Origin of the sequence: Bacillus sp. SIMBA_074 (genome assembly GCF_046534555.1) — a bacterium.
Taxonomy (GTDB): Bacteria; Bacillota; Bacilli; order Bacillales; family Bacillaceae_G; genus Bacillus_A; species Bacillus_A mycoides.
This window is the reverse complement of record NZ_JAWRYM010000031.1, coordinates 1-17,565: the sequence shown is the minus strand read 5'-3', so window position 1 is coordinate 17,565 and position 17,565 is coordinate 1. Positions and strand designations below refer to the sequence as shown.

General features: G+C 34.4%; 17 protein-coding genes and 2 pseudogenes. 15 read left to right on the top strand and 4 right to left on the bottom strand.

What is annotated here, in order from left to right:
- Nucleotides 1–3 precede the first annotated feature (3 nt).
- The 6 genes from SB773_RS24195 to SB773_RS24170 all read left to right on the top strand — a co-directional run bounded on the left by SB773_RS24195 (nucleotide 4) and on the right by SB773_RS24170 (nucleotide 5,179).
- Nucleotides 4–198, top strand: coding sequence for a hypothetical protein (locus SB773_RS24195; protein WP_002128286.1), 195 nt, complete (start codon nucleotides 4–6; stop codon nucleotides 196–198).
- 80 nt (nucleotides 199–278) lie between these two features.
- Nucleotides 279–1,004 (top strand): ABC transporter ATP-binding protein, encoded by a 726-nt coding sequence (locus SB773_RS24190; protein ID WP_002033261.1) that lies wholly within the window; start codon nucleotides 279–281, stop codon nucleotides 1,002–1,004.
- Complete coding sequence (locus SB773_RS24185; RefSeq protein WP_016120538.1) at nucleotides 997–2,661, top strand: putative ABC transporter permease subunit; 1,665 nt, start codon at nucleotides 997–999, stop codon at nucleotides 2,659–2,661. Before SB773_RS24190 ends, SB773_RS24185 begins: the two co-directional genes overlap by 8 nt.
- A gap of 56 nt (nucleotides 2,662–2,717) precedes the next feature.
- Nucleotides 2,718–3,476, top strand: coding sequence for an SDR family oxidoreductase (locus SB773_RS24180; RefSeq protein WP_215588369.1), 759 nt, complete (start codon nucleotides 2,718–2,720; stop codon nucleotides 3,474–3,476).
- 488 nt (nucleotides 3,477–3,964) lie between these two features.
- Nucleotides 3,965–4,651 carry a hypothetical protein gene (locus tag SB773_RS24175; protein ID WP_410592630.1) on the top strand — a complete coding sequence of 229 codons (687 nt, stop codon included), beginning with the start codon at nucleotides 3,965–3,967 and terminating at the stop codon, nucleotides 4,649–4,651.
- Between the two features lie 375 nt (nucleotides 4,652–5,026).
- Nucleotides 5,027–5,179: a hypothetical protein gene (locus SB773_RS24170; RefSeq protein ID WP_410592628.1), complete on the top strand. Its 153-nt coding sequence runs from the start codon at nucleotides 5,027–5,029 to the stop codon at nucleotides 5,177–5,179.
- Between the two features lie 372 nt (nucleotides 5,180–5,551).
- Here SB773_RS24170 and SB773_RS24165 read toward each other — a convergent pair whose 3' ends face one another.
- Nucleotides 5,552–5,926 carry a winged helix-turn-helix transcriptional regulator gene (locus SB773_RS24165; protein WP_078185441.1) on the bottom strand — a complete coding sequence of 125 codons (375 nt, stop codon included), beginning with the start codon at nucleotides 5,924–5,926 and terminating at the stop codon, nucleotides 5,552–5,554.
- 127 nt (nucleotides 5,927–6,053) lie between these two features.
- On the opposite strand from SB773_RS24165, the gene SB773_RS24160 reads away from it, so the two are divergent.
- On the top strand, nucleotides 6,054–6,734 hold the full coding sequence (locus tag SB773_RS24160) for an NAD(P)H-dependent oxidoreductase (RefSeq protein WP_410592626.1): 681 nt from the start codon (nucleotides 6,054–6,056) through the stop codon (nucleotides 6,732–6,734).
- 84 nt (nucleotides 6,735–6,818) lie between these two features.
- Here SB773_RS24160 and SB773_RS24155 read toward each other — a convergent pair whose 3' ends face one another.
- Nucleotides 6,819–8,492 (bottom strand): alkaline phosphatase, encoded by a 1,674-nt coding sequence (locus tag SB773_RS24155; RefSeq protein ID WP_410592624.1) that lies wholly within the window; start codon nucleotides 8,490–8,492, stop codon nucleotides 6,819–6,821.
- Nucleotides 8,493–8,759: 267 nt separating this feature from the next.
- Between SB773_RS24155 and SB773_RS24150 the strand changes: the two genes are divergently transcribed.
- On the top strand, nucleotides 8,760–9,812 hold the full coding sequence (locus SB773_RS24150; protein ID WP_410592622.1) for a pyruvate kinase: 1,053 nt from the start codon (nucleotides 8,760–8,762) through the stop codon (nucleotides 9,810–9,812).
- A 363-nt stretch (nucleotides 9,813–10,175) separates the two neighbouring features.
- The gene (locus tag SB773_RS24145) at nucleotides 10,176–10,457 is read left to right on the top strand and encodes a DUF1292 domain-containing protein (RefSeq protein ID WP_002013967.1); all 282 of its coding nucleotides are present in this window, start codon (nucleotides 10,176–10,178) and stop codon (nucleotides 10,455–10,457) included.
- Nucleotides 10,458–10,616: 159 nt separating this feature from the next.
- Here SB773_RS24145 and SB773_RS24140 read toward each other — a convergent pair whose 3' ends face one another.
- Entirely contained in the window at nucleotides 10,617–11,912 is a 1,296-nt protein-coding gene (locus tag SB773_RS24140) for a histidine--tRNA ligase (RefSeq protein ID WP_078422365.1), read from the bottom strand.
- Nucleotides 11,913–12,253: 341 nt separating this feature from the next.
- Here SB773_RS24140 and ybaK point away from each other — a divergent pair, with 341 nt between their 5' ends.
- Together ybaK and SB773_RS24130 are read left to right on the top strand one after the other, a co-directional pair.
- A complete protein-coding gene (gene ybaK, locus SB773_RS24135) occupies nucleotides 12,254–12,730 on the top strand; it encodes a Cys-tRNA(Pro) deacylase (RefSeq protein ID WP_002142510.1) in 477 nt (158 codons plus the stop codon).
- A gap of 605 nt (nucleotides 12,731–13,335) precedes the next feature.
- The gene (locus SB773_RS24130; protein ID WP_410592619.1) at nucleotides 13,336–14,202 is read left to right on the top strand and encodes a PhzF family phenazine biosynthesis protein; all 867 of its coding nucleotides are present in this window, start codon (nucleotides 13,336–13,338) and stop codon (nucleotides 14,200–14,202) included.
- Nucleotides 14,203–14,414: 212 nt separating this feature from the next.
- On the opposite strand, the gene SB773_RS24125 is transcribed toward SB773_RS24130, so the two are convergent.
- Complete coding sequence (locus tag SB773_RS24125) at nucleotides 14,415–15,641, bottom strand: phospholipase D-like domain-containing protein (RefSeq protein ID WP_410592617.1); 1,227 nt, start codon at nucleotides 15,639–15,641, stop codon at nucleotides 14,415–14,417.
- A gap of 210 nt (nucleotides 15,642–15,851) precedes the next feature.
- On the opposite strand from SB773_RS24125, the gene SB773_RS24120 reads away from it, so the two are divergent.
- The 4 genes and pseudogenes from SB773_RS24120 (at nucleotide 15,852) to SB773_RS24105 (ending at nucleotide 17,341) form a co-directional block, all read left to right on the top strand.
- Entirely contained in the window at nucleotides 15,852–16,052 is a 201-nt protein-coding gene (locus SB773_RS24120; RefSeq protein ID WP_000218933.1) for a DUF1657 domain-containing protein, read from the top strand.
- Nucleotides 16,053–16,166: 114 nt separating this feature from the next.
- A pseudogene (locus SB773_RS24115) lies at nucleotides 16,167–16,400 on the top strand (DDE-type integrase/transposase/recombinase); the annotation flags it as partial.
- 92 nt (nucleotides 16,401–16,492) lie between these two features.
- The gene (locus SB773_RS24110) at nucleotides 16,493–16,702 is read left to right on the top strand and encodes a glycine zipper domain-containing protein (RefSeq protein ID WP_000764044.1); all 210 of its coding nucleotides are present in this window, start codon (nucleotides 16,493–16,495) and stop codon (nucleotides 16,700–16,702) included.
- Nucleotides 16,703–17,131: 429 nt separating this feature from the next.
- A pseudogene (locus SB773_RS24105) lies at nucleotides 17,132–17,341 on the top strand (hypothetical protein).
- Nucleotides 17,342–17,565: the final 224 nt, after the last annotated feature.

Genomic DNA, 17,565 nt, shown 5'->3' with positions numbered 1-17,565 from the left:
GAAATGTTAACTGGGATAATGATCGTTATATTACTTGTAGTTATTACTGTAATTGGAACGGTGTTAATTGGGCGAAATGGTGATGCGAACTATAGTAAAGCGACAAAAGGAAATATTAAACGACTTACGATGATTTATATAATACTAGCCGTTGTTTTAATCGTTGGATTAGGAATTTATATTTATTTTAAAGGTTGAAAAAACTGAAAAATATAAAAATCTAAGTATGCTATAATGTTAATATAGTTAATTGGTAATTAAGGAAAGGATTGGATGTAATGATCGAAATTTTGAATGTGTCAAAAAGTTATAATGGATCTACCTATGCAGTAAAAGATTTAAGTTTATCTGTACCGAGCGGAGAAATCTTTGGGTTTTTAGGACCGAATGGTGCGGGTAAATCAACGACAATTAAGATGATTACTGGTATTCATGGGGTGGACAAAGGAACCATTACAATCAACGGTAAAGATATTATGAAAAATCCGATGGAAGCGAAGAAAACATTTGGCTATGTTCCAGATAGCCCGGATATGTTTTTACGATTAAAAGGGATTGAATATTTAAACTTTATGGCTGATATGTATGAAGTACCGAAGGAAGTAAGACAAGAACGAATAGAGTCATTAGCGAAGAAGTTTGATCTGTACAATGCTTTATCTGATCAAATTCAAAGTTATTCACACGGTATGAGACAAAAGATTGTTATTATCGGCGTGCTCGTACATGAACCAGATGTGTGGATTTTAGATGAACCGTTAACAGGTCTTGATCCGAAATCTGCATATATTTTAAAAGAAATGATGAGAGAACATGCAGATAAAGGGAAGATTGTATTTTTCTCGACACACGTATTAGAAGTAGCTGAAAAAATATGTGACCGCGTCGCGATTATTAATAAGGGAAATCTTCAGTTTAAAGGGAATTTAAATGAAATGAGAGATCATTTTGAATCCAATGAATCACTTGAAAAAATGTTCTTGGAGATGACGGGCAATGAGTAAAATTTTGACGTTAACGAAAGTATTATTGAAATTAAATTATGCAGATTTCATAACAGATAAAAAGAAAAGATGGGCGTATTTATTTTCATTTGCAGCCATTTTATTTGTAGGTTTTTTAATATTCGGTTCGATGACCCATGGAATATATGAAGGAATGATACACCTCGGACAGGATCCAGGAATTGTTATTGCGATGGGATTAGCAGTTGCTAGTATATGGGTATTTTTGATGAGTATTATGAACATTTTAACAGTGTTTTACTATAGTAATGATGTTGAAATGTTGCTACCGTTACCGTTAAAACCAGCGCAAATTATTTCGGCAAAGTTCTTTACAGTGTTAATTACACAATACGTAATGAGCTCGTTTATTTTATTGCCTATCTTTATTACTTACGGTTTAAAGAGTGGTGCTTTCATTACATATTACATTTATATGATTGTCATTTACTTATTCTTCCCGATCATTCCGCTAGTGCTAGCTTCGTTAATTATGACAATTATTATGAGGTATACGAATATAGCGAAAAATAAAGATCGAGGAAGTATATTTATTGGAATCGTAAGTATACTATTTATCGTCGGAATCAATGTATTTATGCAATGGAGAAATAAAAGTGCAGTATCTGGAGCTGGAGATTCAGTTGCGAATTATCTTACAAATAATCAATCCTCCCTTTTCATACAAATGACAAATTATTTTCCAACTACATATTTTGGTGCAATGGGATTAGTAGAAAATGCATCGTGGAAGGGAATATTATACGTACTAATATACATTCTTATTTCTATCGCATTTTTCGGTTTGTTTTATTACATTGCAGAGCGTACATATTTAAAAGGGGTTATTGGACTTTCAACGAGTACAGCAAAGAAAGAGGTAATTTCAGCAGAAGGTTTACAGAAATCAACAGTACAAAGTTCTCATTTAAAAGCATATGTGAAAAAAGAATTTAAAACGTTATTCCGTACACCACAATTTTTCTTAAACTGTATTGTGCAAACTTTCGTTATGCCAATTATGCTGTTCTTTGTTTTGTTTGTACAAGATGGAAATTTAAAATGGATTACGGAATATATTGATAATCCAGAATCAGCAGGTTTCGCAATTGGTGTTGGCCTTTGTGCATCCTTATTTTTAATGGGGAGTAACGTTATTGCAACAACGTCATTCTCACGAGATGGAAGCTCTTGGTTTGTTAATCGCTACTTACCAGTAAAGGCTTCGGATATCTTTTTTGCGAAAGCGATAACGGCCTGGTTAATTAATGTAGTCATTTTAGGAGTATTCGGTATTACAATGGGAGTTGTAGCAGGTATTTCGCCAGTCTTCATGATACTTTGGTTCTTACTAAGTGCGAACGGTTTATTGTTAATTAATTTAATCGGTACACGCTGGGATGCACAAACTGCAGATATTCATTGGGATACAGAACAGAAATTATTTAAAAGTCGATATACAACTTTGTGGAATTTTTTAGCTAATATTTTAATAGCTTTAGTTATTGTAGCGGGTGTAAGTGTATTATACTTCTTCCTTCAAGTAGGACTTTGGATTATGTTTATCGTTTTATTTGTAATGTTTACGATTGTAAATTATATCTTTATTAAAATTTTAAAATTAGGCGCTGAGCGTATATTGTCAAATATTAATTAAAAAGGTAGATCCTCTGTATTCGTGCAGGGGATTTATCCATAGATGGAGGAGAAAAGGTGAAGAAAATAGCAATTGTAACAGGGGCAACTCGTCTGAATGGAATTGGTGCAGCTGTATGCAAGGTGCTTGCTCAAAATGGGATAGACATTTTTTTCACGTACTGGCCTCGGTATGATAAAGCGATGCCATGGGGAATGAATGATCAAGAGCCCTTTTTGTTGAAAAAGGAAATTGAAAGTTACGGCGTTCGATGTGAAATGGCAGAAATCAACTTATCGCAGTCTTATTCGCCTAATCGTGTATTGTATATGGTATCAGAACGTTTAGGGGATCCATCTATTCTTATTAATAATGCGGCGTATTCTACTCCTACGAAAATTGAAGAGTTAGATGTAGAACAGCTAGATAAACATTATACGGTTAATGTTCGTGCTCCTGTGCTATTAAGTTCATTATTTATTAAACATTTTTCACTTAAAACGAGTGGAAGTATTATAAATCTTACTTCTGGGCAGTCATTAGGCCCGATGCCAGATGAACTAGCATACGTAGCAACGAAAGGAGCAATAGAAGCATTTACAAAGTCAGTTGCACCAGTTGCTATGGAGAAGGGGATTACAGTCAATGCTGTTGATCCAGGACCAACGAATACAGGATGGATTACAGAGGAATTACAGCATCATTTAGTATGGAAATTCCCGCAAGGAAGAGTTGGAGAACCGGTGGATGCGGCACGCTTAATTGCTTTTTTAGTAAGTGAAGAAGCGAAGTGGGTTACTGGGCAAGTCATTCATTCGAATGGTGGTTATTCATAAAAATATTATGTTAACAAGTGTTGAGAAATAAAAAAATTAGTAATTATTTTGTTTTTTGTATAAATAAAATGTCAAGAAAGATAAAAAATTGATAGGGGAGTATGTTGTCATTTGTAGATTGTAAATCTTCATGTGACAACATACTCTTTTTCTTTTGCTACAGAGGAGGAAAATGTAGTAGAAAAAACTCGAATATTAAAATAAATTTATCGTTTTTTGTACGTATTATTATGAAGATTACTGTCGGAAAGATGGTGATTCGTATGAAAAGGGATTTTTTAAGGGGAAATAGAATCGTAAAGAGGAGGATAAAGTGAAACTTTAATCAGTGGGGGTTTTGTTCGTCCCCCGCTGATTATTAGTTGAACCAATCGGGCGTTTACGGGCAGTGGATCTCCCACCTAACTTCTTTGCTCCATCCGACCTTTGAGGTGGGAGTCTTACTGCCCGTTAATGCGGGATAAAATTGTAAACATAGGGGGATTTTTATGAAAATGAAAAAGGTCGCTATCGCATCAGTAGCAATTGGTACAATGCTTTCAATGGCAGCTTGTAGTACCTTCACAGATAAAGATGAAGCGAAGAAGGATCCAGCAACTGCACAAAATGAAGAGCAATCAAAAACGACAAGTGCAGATGAAGCGTCAAAAACAACGAAAGATACTGAAAAAGACACAAATACTTCTTCGAATGAAAAAACAGATAAGGATGCAAAAAATACAAAGGAATCATCAGGAACAGAAAGTAACGGCAAAACAGCAAAAGAAAAAGAAACGACAGGAAAAACGAATGATCAAACTACTAGCGGGAAAACAACAGATCAAAGCACAAGTACAAACAATAACGGAAAGACAACGAAAGATCCGAAGAAAAACGTCGCTGTGAAAGCAAATGTAAAAGAAGTGGTTACATTAATTGAAAGCCTAGATAAGCAATTAGCTGCAAATCCTAAATTAGAAACAGTAAATAAACTTGGAAAACAAATTAATGAGAAGTGGGATGTAATTGAAAAAGATATAGAAGCATCACATCCAACTGAATACAAAACAATTGAACAAAGTTTGTATCCATTAATTATAAGAGCGGAGAAAGAAAATATCGATATTAATAAAATGAAGTCATTAACGACGAAAACGAAAAAAGATTTAAATCAGTTATTGACGAAGCTTTCATAGTTTCAAAAGCCTACTCGTGTGAGTAGGCCTTTTTAGTTTGTTGTACATTCTCGTTGGGTGTTAAGAAATAAAGACTTCATTTAAAAGGAACATCACAATGATAAAAACGAGTGATAACTATTAAAGATATTTTTTGATAGGAAGTCATATAAAACGCTCCCTTGTATTTATATTTGCAATTTAGTAGTTTTTAAAGTTCATTATTTTCTACAAAAATTTCATTTTGTAGAAAAGGAGAATGAATTGAGATGTACGATAAAGAGGAAGTTTATGATGAAGAAATTGCACCAGTATCGCAGAAAATCCTAGAAATATGTAAACGAGAAGAACTTCCAATGGTCGCACAATTTTATTTAGCGGAAGAGTCTCCATACAGTGGCTGTTCAACCATTATATTGTTCGTCAGCAATTGTTCAGGGAGAACATAATGAAGAAGAAGGCATTCAGCAGTTACAATCAATTGCTCAAATTATGAAATACGGAACAAATGGACCACCAATAGTAATGACGGCAATGATTCGAAAATAAAAAAGCAGCTAACAAAAGCTAGCTGCCCGACTCTCCAAGGGGGAACAAGGAGAAAATCTAATGTCATGTATAGTATTGACGGAATATTTAATTTTATTCAAGGAGGGCTTATTTTTAAATGTAATTTAGGGTTGGTTCCAGAAAAGTGACATACCACAAAAATATAAAATTATTAAAAGGACAATTACTATGAAAACAATTAAAGAAACTTTCTTCCATAAATTTTTCATCAGTAGACCTCCTTTATGAAGAATATTAACACTTTTCCAGAATCTGACCCAAATAATCCTTTTACTCAAAAAAAAATCGCCTGTATACTAAGAGGCAATCTTTTTTGAGTTGTTTGTAATGGCTAATTACAGGTTTTAAATACTATTTAGTGTTATCTCTACTTTCCAAAACCTGCTCCATATTATTAGTCGCCCATTCCATCATTAAAAGGATAATTGGACGTAATGACTCGCCAAGTTCAGTTAACGAATATTCTACTTTAGGGGGCACTTCACGATATACCTCCCGATGTACGATGCCATCTGCTTCAAGTTCTCTAAGTTGAAGTGTTAACATTCTTTGGGTGATATTAGGTTTTAATCTTTTTAATTCATTAAATCGTTTCTTACCATCTAATAAATGATAAAGAATAACACCTTTCCATTTCCCGCCAATAACCTCGACGATAGCTTCTACTGGACAAGAATATTTATTTAAAAATGGATAATTTACATCATCTTCTTTTGAACTAATCATAAAAAGCCTCTCCCTTAACAATAGTATCTTTTTTGATACTATAGCACATAAATGTGCGTACTTGTATCATTGTTACTTTAAAAATATAATTTGGTTAAATAATAATTTAATGAAAAGGGGATCTTTTATGACTAACACAAAACAAAATACAAAACAAAAAATTATTGAGGCTTTTAACTTTAGATATGCATGTAAAGAATTTGATCCTATGAAGAAAATTTCAGAAGATGATTTTAAATTTATTTTAGAAACAGGAAGATTATCTCCTTCTTCTTTTGGATATGAGCCTTGGAAATTTATTGTGGTACAAAATAAAGAATTAAGAGAAAAACTATTACCATATTCATGGGGAGCAGGTGGGCAACTTTCAACAGCAAGTCATTTTGTCATTGTTCTTTCAAGAAACATCAAAGATATGCACTATGATGCAGAGTATATTCAGCACATGATGAAAGATATTATTGGATTGCCTGAAGAAGCCCAACAAATGAGATATGAATTCTTCAAAAAATTCCAAGAATCGGATTTTAAATTGTTAGACTCCGAACGTGCTGTATTTGATTGGTCATCAAAGCAATCTTATATTGCTTTAGCTAATATGATGACTAGTGCAGCTCAAATCGGTATTGATTCTTGTCCAATGGAAGGATTCGATAAAGAAAAAGTAGATTCTTTACTTCGTCAAGAAGGAATTTTAAAAGATGATAATCTTGAGGTATCAGTTATGGTTGCATTTGGATACCGTAAAGGAGAACCACAATTTAATAAAACAAGACAAACTATGGATATTATTGTTGAATGGATTTAATAAGATAAATTTGTATCCATATAACGAAAAAAACGCTACCCTGTCTATAGAAAGGATAGCGTTTTTTTATGTCTGTTTTTAAATTTAGCGAGAATGCTTTGTGAATAGTTGAATTGCTTTTTCAGGGACATAGAATTTCCCGTTGCTTTCTACAACAACACTTCCTAATTCATAATCTTTTTCACCGATATAGATAATATTTTTATTAACAAACAATTTGGCCGCCGTATTATTGCGTTTTACTACAAGCACCGGGTTTCGTGCATCTTTTTTGTCAATCGTTACAGTTGCACCAATTTGTTTAAAGGATGTTTCAGCATCTAAGAATAATTTCTTAGATAATTCTCCTAATTGAAAGCCCATTGCTTTGGCCATTATTTTCGCAATGTCTGTATTTTGGACTAAACCGTATGGCTTTTGAGGACCATAAGAGTATAAAAATACATCTTCACCCGTATGACCACCAGTTGTAAAACCGATGTTCGCCCGGTTGGCCAATAATTTAGTAAGGATTGGACCTACATCAGTTTTCTTTTGTGCAGCGTTTAACTTTTCTCTTTCATTATCAGTTAGGTCGTCTAAACCGTAAAGAGCAGCGACCTCTTTTATATTAGATAAATCATCTTTTAGTTTATTTGTAGCACCCTCAAGTGTCATTTTCGCCTTTTTCAGTGGGGCAATGTAAGCTGATACTGGTGTAGTATCATATCCTTTTGTGGTATTGCTGTTGCCAATGGAAATACCGCTATTACCATGATCCGCTAATGCAATGACCATAGTGTTACCGTCTTTCTTCGCAAATTCTAATGCTTCTGTAACTGCATCATCAAATGCCAATACATCGCTAATCATCCCGATTGGGTCATTTGCATGTGCTGCCCAATCTGCCTTACTACCTTCTACAAATAAGAAGAAACCATCTTTATCTTTTGATAATGTTTGAATTGCTTTTCTCGTCATCTGGGAAAGAGTTGGTTGCTTTAGATGGTTTGCTTTACGATCCATATCGAACGCAAGGGCAGTATTAGAGAAAGAACCCCAGATTTTATTTGATTTGGAGTTTAATAACGCATCTTTTGTTTCGACAAAGTCGTACCCTTTGTCTTGAATCACTTTTACTAAATCTTCGTTGTCTTTACGAATTCCGTTGCTTGTCGTAGGCTGAAGTGCTGCTTTTCCACCACCTAATACAACTTCTATATTTTGATACACTTGCTGTTCACCAAGTACTTCGAAATCTTTACGGTTAACGTGGTGGGCAGAGAAACTAGCCGGAGTAGCATGCTGAATTTCTGATGTAGCAATGATTCCTGTCGCGCGGCCGGAACTTTTTGCGCCTTCTAAGACGTTGGCAACTGGACGAAACTTGCATTCTTCTTTAACTGGTTCTAAGCCAGGTGAATTCACAACAGAAGGTAATACGCCCACGTAGCCGGAATTTGATTTATTTCCTGTCGCTAAAGCTGTGGCTGCTGGTGCAGAGTCCGTAATAGCCGATTCTGCTGAGTATGTACGAACACCTCCGGATACAATTTGATCTAGGGCAAGAGGTGAACCTTTGTACCACCGGGCTAATGTTGTAGCAGAAGAACTTGTCCCATCTATAACCATGAAAATCACATTTTTAGGTTGCTTTCCTGCTTTTTTCACCTCAGCTTTTACCTCGTTATCGTTCATTATGATTCCTGTTGCTAATGTAAATAGTGCTACCGTTCCCGCTAATGTTAGTCCCATTATTTTTTTTCGAAGAGTAGTCATTGTGGTTCCTCCATAGGTCGTTTTCGATATCCCAATCTAACGTTCGTATGTAAACAAGATTTATTATTAGTAGTACCCCATTGCAACGAAACTAACAATAACGATTGAGTCAAAATGTTGGGCACAAAAAGTTAAATTAAAGCTATTTCTTCAGCAAAATATTCTCTTCATATAAAACCTCTTTGCACCTTTAGTTACATGGTCTTTCCTATAAAAAGAATCTTCTCTTTATTTTATGGGAAACATTTAAAAAAGGATGGTGGGGACATGACAATTGATCGAGTTTGTACAATTGGGCCAGCGAGTAATAATGAAGAAACGTTAGCGCAGTTAATAAACAATGGTATGAAAATTGTTCGGTTAAATTTATCACATGGTACGCATGAAAGTCATAAAGACATCATTCGTTTAGTAAAATCTTTAGACGATTCTATTAAAATTCTAGGGGATGTACAAGGTCCTAAAATAAGATTGGGTGAAATGAAAGAGGAACAAATTACACTTGAAGCAGGGGAGTTATTTACTTTACATACCAATCCAGTTCAAGGGAATAAAGAAGAAGCAAGTGTTGATTATGTAGGGATCGCGAATGACGTGAAAGTTGGAAGTAGAATTCTTATTAATGATGGAGAAGTTGAGTTAATCGTTGAAAAGATAAGTTCGGAAAAAATAGAAACAAGAATAAAAACAGGTGGCAATATTTCCTCTCATAAAGGGGTGAACTTACCAGGTACAATTGTTAGTTTGCCAGCTATTACGGAGAAAGATAAAAAAGATATTCAATTTCTTTTAGAAGAGGAAGTTGATTTTATTGCGTGTTCTTTCGTTCGAAAACCTAGTCATATAAAGGAAATACGAAGTTTTATACATGAACATAAAGAAACTTCCCCAAATTTAATTGCAAAAATAGAAACGATGGAAGCAATCGGGAATTTTCAAGACATATGCAAAGAAGCGGATGGCATTATGATCGCAAGGGGAGATTTAGGTGTGGAATTGCCGTATCAATTTATTCCACTGTTACAAAAAATGCTGATTCGTGAGTGTAATCGAACGAATACATATGTCATTACAGCGACACAAATGCTTCAATCTATGGTAGATCATTCTATTCCTACAAGAGCTGAGGTGACAGATGTATTTCAAGCTGTATTGGACGGAACGAATGCTGTTATGCTTTCTGCTGAAAGTGCGTCAGGAGAGCATCCAATCGAAAGTGTGAAAACGTTACGTCTCGTTTCGGAATTCGCTGAGCATGTAAAAAAAGACGGTCCTTTTGCGATGAAAGATGTATTGGAATTGCTGCATAAGTCTCTTTAGTTTATATAGAAGGATTTATCTCTCAACCTAAAAACGTACGGAAAGGAATCAGGATAGGAGGTGCTATTTTAGTATTTACTTACAGATTGAAAGGTGGCATTCCAGCTGCCTATATGAAAGAACCATTATGGAACATGGAGGTCTTTCGGAAATCTAAAGAAGGATTTTAAATTAATTAATCCAATTATCTCATTTAAAATATGTTCATTCCTATTCATAAATGATATCCTTATAGTTGAATACTTTTACTGAATCAGCAAGAATTTGTTGTTCTTTCTGTATGAATTCAACTTTTTTATGGAAAGATATGTTAGTAAGTGTACAATTTGAACGTTTTATTTTTTAGAGTATGATAGGAGGAGAATGAATATGGAAGCAATTGAAGTAGGCGAAATTTTTAGTCTTACCGATGAGAATAATGAAGAACAGGAAGTTGAAGTGCTTGGAGCGATGGATGTCGAAGGTGCAGAATACATTGCGGTTGCCTTTGTAGAAGACATTCAAACAGAAACTGAGGAAGACATTGATATCTTCTTTTTAAAAGTAGAAGAAGATAATGAATTCTCATACATAGAGAATGACGAGGAATTTGAAAAAGTATCTGCGGCGTTCGAGAAGATTATGGACGAGCAAGAACAAGAATAATAATAAAAAGAGTTAGACAAAAGAGGGAGATGCATATCTGCCCTCTTTTTTTGTATATGGTTGAAAATTACATTTATAGAAATCGATAATTATATTATGTAAACTGAATGACTCTTTATTTATGCACTAGAAAAACCCCCCAAATGAGGGTGGCGCTTATTATATATAGTTATTAAATGTGTTATTTTCCAAGGAAGAGAGGGGAATCTTCACTTCAGTACCTTCCTTCATATTACGCAATACAACTGTTTCTGTAGATAGTTCCTCTTCACCAATTATTAGCACATACGGGATATTTTCTTTATTTGCATAATTAAGGGCACGTTTCAATTTACGTCCAGCTAGTTCAAGTTCGACTTTTAAAGAAGTAGTAGAGCGCAATTGCTGGGCAATTTGTAAGCATTGTAATTCTGTCCCGAGTGGGATGATAAATAAATCCGCTGTAGATGATATGGTTTCTTTCTGTGATAGTGCTGTATAAATAACGTCTAAACCGAATGAAATACCGACTGTTGGATAGTTCATATTATCACCACGGAATGCTCCGATAATATTATCGTATCGACCACCGCTACCGATGCTAGATGTAATCGTGCCATCTTTTAGAAAGATTTCATACACAGTGCCTGTATACATTGTGAGTCCTCTTGCTAAAAACGGATTGAATATCGTATTTTCATTTATTCCGAGAGCGAGTAAGTATTGCTGTAGTTGTTGTAGTTCCTCTACTCCATCGGCGACAAGTGTATTATTGAAAGTGTCTTTAAAGTCGGCTATAGGGAGCTTTAGGCAAGATAAAACAGTATTACATATTGTATCGGCCATTTCTACAGTAATCCCGCGCTCCAATACATCTTTTCGTACACCATCAATCCCAATCTTTTCGATTTTATCCAATGATAAAATTACGTCACTCGTTAGTTCAGTAGGGATGTTAATAGACTGGAGAATACCGTTTAATAATTTTCGGTTATTATATTGGATCGTTACTTCTAAGTTTAACGTTCGGAACAGCTCAAACGCCATGCTCATGAGTTCAGCTTCCGCCATGACTGATTCTACACCGACTATATCAACGTCACATTGAATGAACTCACGGAATCTTCCTTGTTTAATTGGCCCATCTCGAAATACTTTCCCAATTTCATAGCGTTTAAAGGGTAGGCGGATGTTCGGATTCATCGCCACGACTTTTGCGAATGGAATTGTTAAATCATAACGTAAGGCAAGATCGCGTTTTCCTTGATCCTTAAGTGTATATATTTCTTTTAAAATTTCATCGCCACCACCGTACTTGTAAGACATAAGCTCATACATATTTAACGTTGGTGTCTCTAAAGGTTTACAGCCATAACGTTCAAACGTATCTTCACAAGCTCTTTTAATTTTATTTCGTAGTACTTGTTCCTCTGGTAAATAGTCTTTTGTCCCTTTTACATTTTTCATTTCCACCATAATCACTCCTCTTTTAAATCAAAAAAAGCTATGCGGGTATAAAAATACCCACATAGCTTTATGAACGCTTCGTGGGTCAACAGGAAAAGCCCTGTACCCACGAAGAAAAATTTTTCTTCGGATACACGGCGTTACGTATGATGATGAAGTTGGAAAGACGTATTAAAAGTTCGCATTAAAATCTCTCCTTAACATAAGTTTTTCCAAATTATATCAGATGAATTTGGAAATATCAATATTTTCAGTTTTGAAGAATACGTGAAGTTATGTAGGAGAAATTGAAAAGAGTGTATAATAAAAGAAAATTTAATAATATGAAATAACTTTTTAAGGAGAACACTATGAAAAAAGATAAAACAAATGCGATGCGAATATTAGATAAAGAAAAAATTGAATATTCGATGATGTCATATGATCCGGACGATGGGAAAATTGATGGCGTATCAGTTGCTGGGAAAATTGGTAGAGAAGTGAGAGAAGTATATAAAACGCTTGTCGCTCAAGGGAATAGTAAAGATTATCATGTTTTTATAATCCCGGTAGATGAGGAACTGAATTTAAAAGCAGCCGCAAAGGCGGTCGGTGAAAAGAAGATAGAAATGATTCCTGTTAAAGATATTACGAAAGTTTCAGGGTATATTCGCGGTGGTTGTTCACCAGTAGGAATGAAGAAGTTATTTTCTACATGTATTGATGCGAGTGCTCAATCGCTTGAAACGATCATTGTAAGTGGCGGGAAAATTGGAGTACAAATTGAGCTTAAAGTTGATGACTTGGCGAAAGTGACGAGAGCGCAGTTTGGTGAAATAACGAAATAAGTATACATAGGAAAAGAAGTTCTAATTTTATTAAATTTAGATAAAGATTTATAGGATAATTAGTCCATTATGAGGGCGGATTATCCTTTTTTATTTACATAATGAATGAAATGGAAAGAGAATGAATTTTTAGTTTAATCAGTATAATATGGATGTGTAATTTTAATCATTTGTTTGGCTTTAGGAGGAGTACAATGCCTCGTTGCAAGGACTTTAAATAAACAAGCAGAGTTACTTTTAAAGATAGACAAAGGACGGGAAAGTGTTTTAATGAGGGTTCAAGAAATACCCATAAGAAAGCACATATTGGGGGATGCCAGTATTTTGGAAACCGCCCACGCTAAGAGCATGCAAGATTTTATACAGTTTTTTGGCTAATCCAGTAACAAACAAGAGCCCTAAAACCGTGCCAGGATAGGAATGTATAAAAAAATGTATAGATTCATAGAACTAAAAAAGAAGGTTCCCTTGTGAGAGCAGGTTCCTCCGTTTTCCTTGCTACCGATAATGAGACGTCATGTTAACTAGAGATGTATGGAATGTACATGTCACTTTTTATATCTACAAGATGATATACTGGGAAAAAAGGGAAAGAAGTGATTGGATTGAAGATTAAAACATATATGTTAAACTCCTTCACTAAAAATACAAAAGGTGGGAATCCAGCTGGGGTTGTTTTAGACACAAAGGATCTTACAACAAAAGATATGCAAGCTATTGCAAACAAACTAAATTTCTCCGAAACTGCCTTTGTACTTCCTTCTGTAAATTCAGATTACGAAATTAAATATTTTACACCAAATGAAGAAGTTGCTATATGTGGACATGCTACAATTGCTACTTTTTCCTTATTAGCCCAAATGAAAGAAATAAATTCAAAAGTGTATACAATAAAGACTAAAGCGGGGATGCTTAACGTAAAAATTGACGAAAATAAAATGATATCTTTACAACAAAATCTCCCTAATTTCCTTACAACACTTCCTTGTAAAGAAATTATTGAATCTTTAAATCTAGATGAAGAACAACTAATACCTGATATGCCTATTCAAATCGTGTCTACAGGTTTACACGATATTATTATACCTGTCAGAAAACTTTCAGACCTGTTAAAGATTATTCCTGATATGAAGAGGATTGCTGAAATAAGTAAGAAATATAATGTAATTGGTTATCATGTATTTACACTGGAAACACTATATAATTCTACAGCTCATTGTAGAAACTTTGCACCTTTGTTTAATGTTCCAGAAGAAAGTGCCACTGGTACATCAAATGCAGCACTAGCATGTTATTTAATAAAACAAAATAAAAATTTTAAAAAACATAATACCTTCACTTTTGAGCAAGGATATGTAATGGATCAGCCTTCAGAGATTATTGTAAATGTATCAACTGATTTTAATAATATTACAGATGTTCACGTAGGAGGCTTTACTTCTAATTTTCAAGAAAAATATATTATTATTTAAGAAAATAACTTCCACTTTCGAAAATTATGTAAATGAGCTGTCCATATGGACAGCTCATTGTATTTTTGCTTAGCGTGTTTTTTTTGATGCATGTTGATCGTTTTTATCGTTTTGGGGTAACTCGTCCTTGTTAGCTTGATGGATATGGGGTATTTGCATTTCTTATCTTGATAGCAATGTGAAACTATCCCTAATATAAAAATACTTTGTCTTTACAAATAATACTCAAACATTTTTGCAACCTTTTCTTTCATTTTTTCTTTTATAGATAATTGATTGACGTCAGAGGATGTTACTTGCTTTGAATTTTGTAAGTCTGCATTAATCACTGGTTTTATTCTCGAAATATAGATAGGGTCATGAATATAACAGTTCATTTCTTCATTTAAATGAAACGAGCGTGAATCAAAATTCACGGTCCCAACCATCAATACTTTTTCATCAATCAAAAATACTTTACCGTGTAACACCCCGTTTTTATAACCATATACTTCCATCCCCTGTTTTAATGCTTTTCGGATATATGGATATGCTGCTTCTTTAACTAATAGTGCATCCGAATGAGGTGAGAATAGAATTTTGACACGGACTCCCCTCTTTCTTGCATCTACTAATGCGTTCCAAATAGTTCTGTCTTTTGGTATAAAATAAGGTGTTAAGATAATGATGGATTCTTTTGCTTGTTGAAACAGCATTGCATAATCTTGTCCAAGTTTTTTTCCACTATAATATGCAGTAAATCGTTGCGAGGTTGCTCCCTTTTCCTTTACCGCATTGTGTATCGGAATCGATTTCTCTGAATTTTTCTTCCAGTCTAATACAAATTGGTGTTCTAAATCTTGAACTCCTTCTCCTCGTATTTGAAGATGATAATCTCTCCAATAACCAAGTTTTTCTTTTTCCCCCAAATACTTCTTTCCGATGTTGAATCCGCCAATGTAACCAACCTTTCCATCAATAACTGAAATACGACGATGATTCCGATGATCCAAAGAAGAAAAAAGATAAGGGAAAGCAGGTTTATTGTAATATGTAAAATGAACTCCTTTTTTAACTAATAATTCTCTTTCCTTTTTTTTTAGTAAAATTCCACCTAACCTGTCCAATGCATAGTATACTTCTACACCTTCTTGACTTTTTTTCCGCAATAGCTCTAGAAACTGATGACTTACTTTATCATCAGCAATAGAAAAAAAGTTAATATGCACGTAATGCTTTGCTTTCTCTATATCTGAGAATAATTGATTGTTTAACTGTTTCCCATCTGTATACATAGTAATATCACTTTGACGCATAGGGTATTGACTAGAATTCTTGCTAAATACCCCATTTTTTTCGGCTATTGTTCTGTCAATTTCACCCCAAACAAACAGAACTAAACATCCACCGATAAATAAAAAGAGGAATACTCGGAAAATTCTTCCTATCTTTTTCAGCATATTTAATCTCCTTTATATATTATCGTTTTATTTCTGTTAGTTTTTGTTATTGGGACAAAACTATTCCATGCATCTATTAGCTAAAAAATCCTCCTTTGAATGATTAACTATAAAATTTCTCATTCGCATAACCCTAAAATTGGAAATCGTACTATGATAACAAAATAGGCATTCTATATTTTGAAGTACATTTACAAGGAGGAATACTACATGACAGTAAGTACTAAACTTAAACAAACTATCGCTGGATTAAAGAGTGCTCAAGCATGCCTAGAAGGATTTGTTCTTGATACTGATAACAAGCAAGCAAAACAATTATATAAAGGTGCAGCACAACAAACTCAAGAAATTATTGAATCTTTAAATCCTCGTCTTCAACAAATTGAACATGAAGAGCCTCAGTACAAGTAATCACATAATACCTTTCACATAGAATATCGTCTCCATAGAAGAGTGCCCAGCTTAAATAACGATTATTATAATGCTGATTACGATTAAAGGGTATCGCCATATGCCCATCAACTTAAGAAACGGAATACACAATCTGCGTATGCTTTTATGAAACGACTCGTTCAAACTTTTGGAGAACCAACGGTTCTGACAACAGATAAGGCCCTTTCTTTACTTTGTTCACTCAAAAAATTAAAGGTGAATGACTTTTATAAAAGTACTACTCATTCTACAATCAAACATTTCAATAATTACATAGACCAAGATCATCGCTATGTAAAGCGCCGGTTTGCTAAATCCTCAGGATTCTAACACTTTGAATAAATCTGTCCTTATAGGTCAAAATATGTAAGGTATTGTGCTGGAATGCACTTGCCTATTCTAAATAAGGAGTGAGATGAGTGGCTGATAAAAACGAACGTAACCGTGTTGATAATGATGCTGGCGAAGCGGTAGGAACTGGTGTCGGTGCTGTCGCTGGAGCTGCTTTGGGTTCTGTTCTTGGTCCACTTGGTACCGTTGCAGGAGCTGTTGCAGGAGGAGCGATGGGTAACAAAGTCGGCGAAGGTGCCGATGAGGCTAATGACAGTGTTGCGAACCGAGAAGATTAGACTTTAACCAAAGTGACACTGAATGAATTGGATTCCCAAAAAGGGAGTCCCTTTTTTATTAAGTTAATTCAGATTTTTCAAGTGAATTTCCGGTGAGATTGTGAATCAATTCACTTAAAGTAACGGGTGCGTTAGTTCAACAAGCTATAGGCAGCAATCATAATCATTTTCTTGATTTTCCGCAATCGGGCGCCTGAATAAACCTTAGATTTTTAATCGACTTTATTGTTATATTTTTGAGTACAGTGAAGTATCTTATATTGGAAATTAAACAACTATATTTTAACCCCGTCCTAAATTTAGAACGGGGTTATGCTTGTTTTAGCTTTTAAAATTTAATAGCACCACCTAAATGGAAGTTTTATCTCGCAACGAAGAGGTAACTCCAGTTCTAAAAGAAGGGCCTGAAGTATTTTGGAGTTTGTAGAGTTGATAGATGCTTTAAAATATGTTTCACCAAGTCGTGATAAACCTTTTAAAGCTTATAAGCATATTACTGAAAATTGGGATGATAACTGGGATAGTGTAAATTCACAGTAGAAAAATATAATTGGAGGATTATTAATTTCTAGTGTCCAAGGTGAAGCATTCAAGGCAGTTGCTAGTACCATAGAATGTTTCTTTAAGGAACAGGAATGACTTAATAGTCATTCCTGTTTGTTTTTTTGCGGTATCAAGTTAAGAAGCACATTCTTCCCCAAAAATCATAAAAATGAACTTCGGTGCTATAAAAAAATTCCATTTAGGGGGTACTTTAAAATCTTAGCTTGATGGGCATGTGGCGGTACCCCACATCCATCAACTTAAGGATTTAGACTATTCTTAAACTTAAAAGCACGTTACTATTCTCTTATGTTAATGAG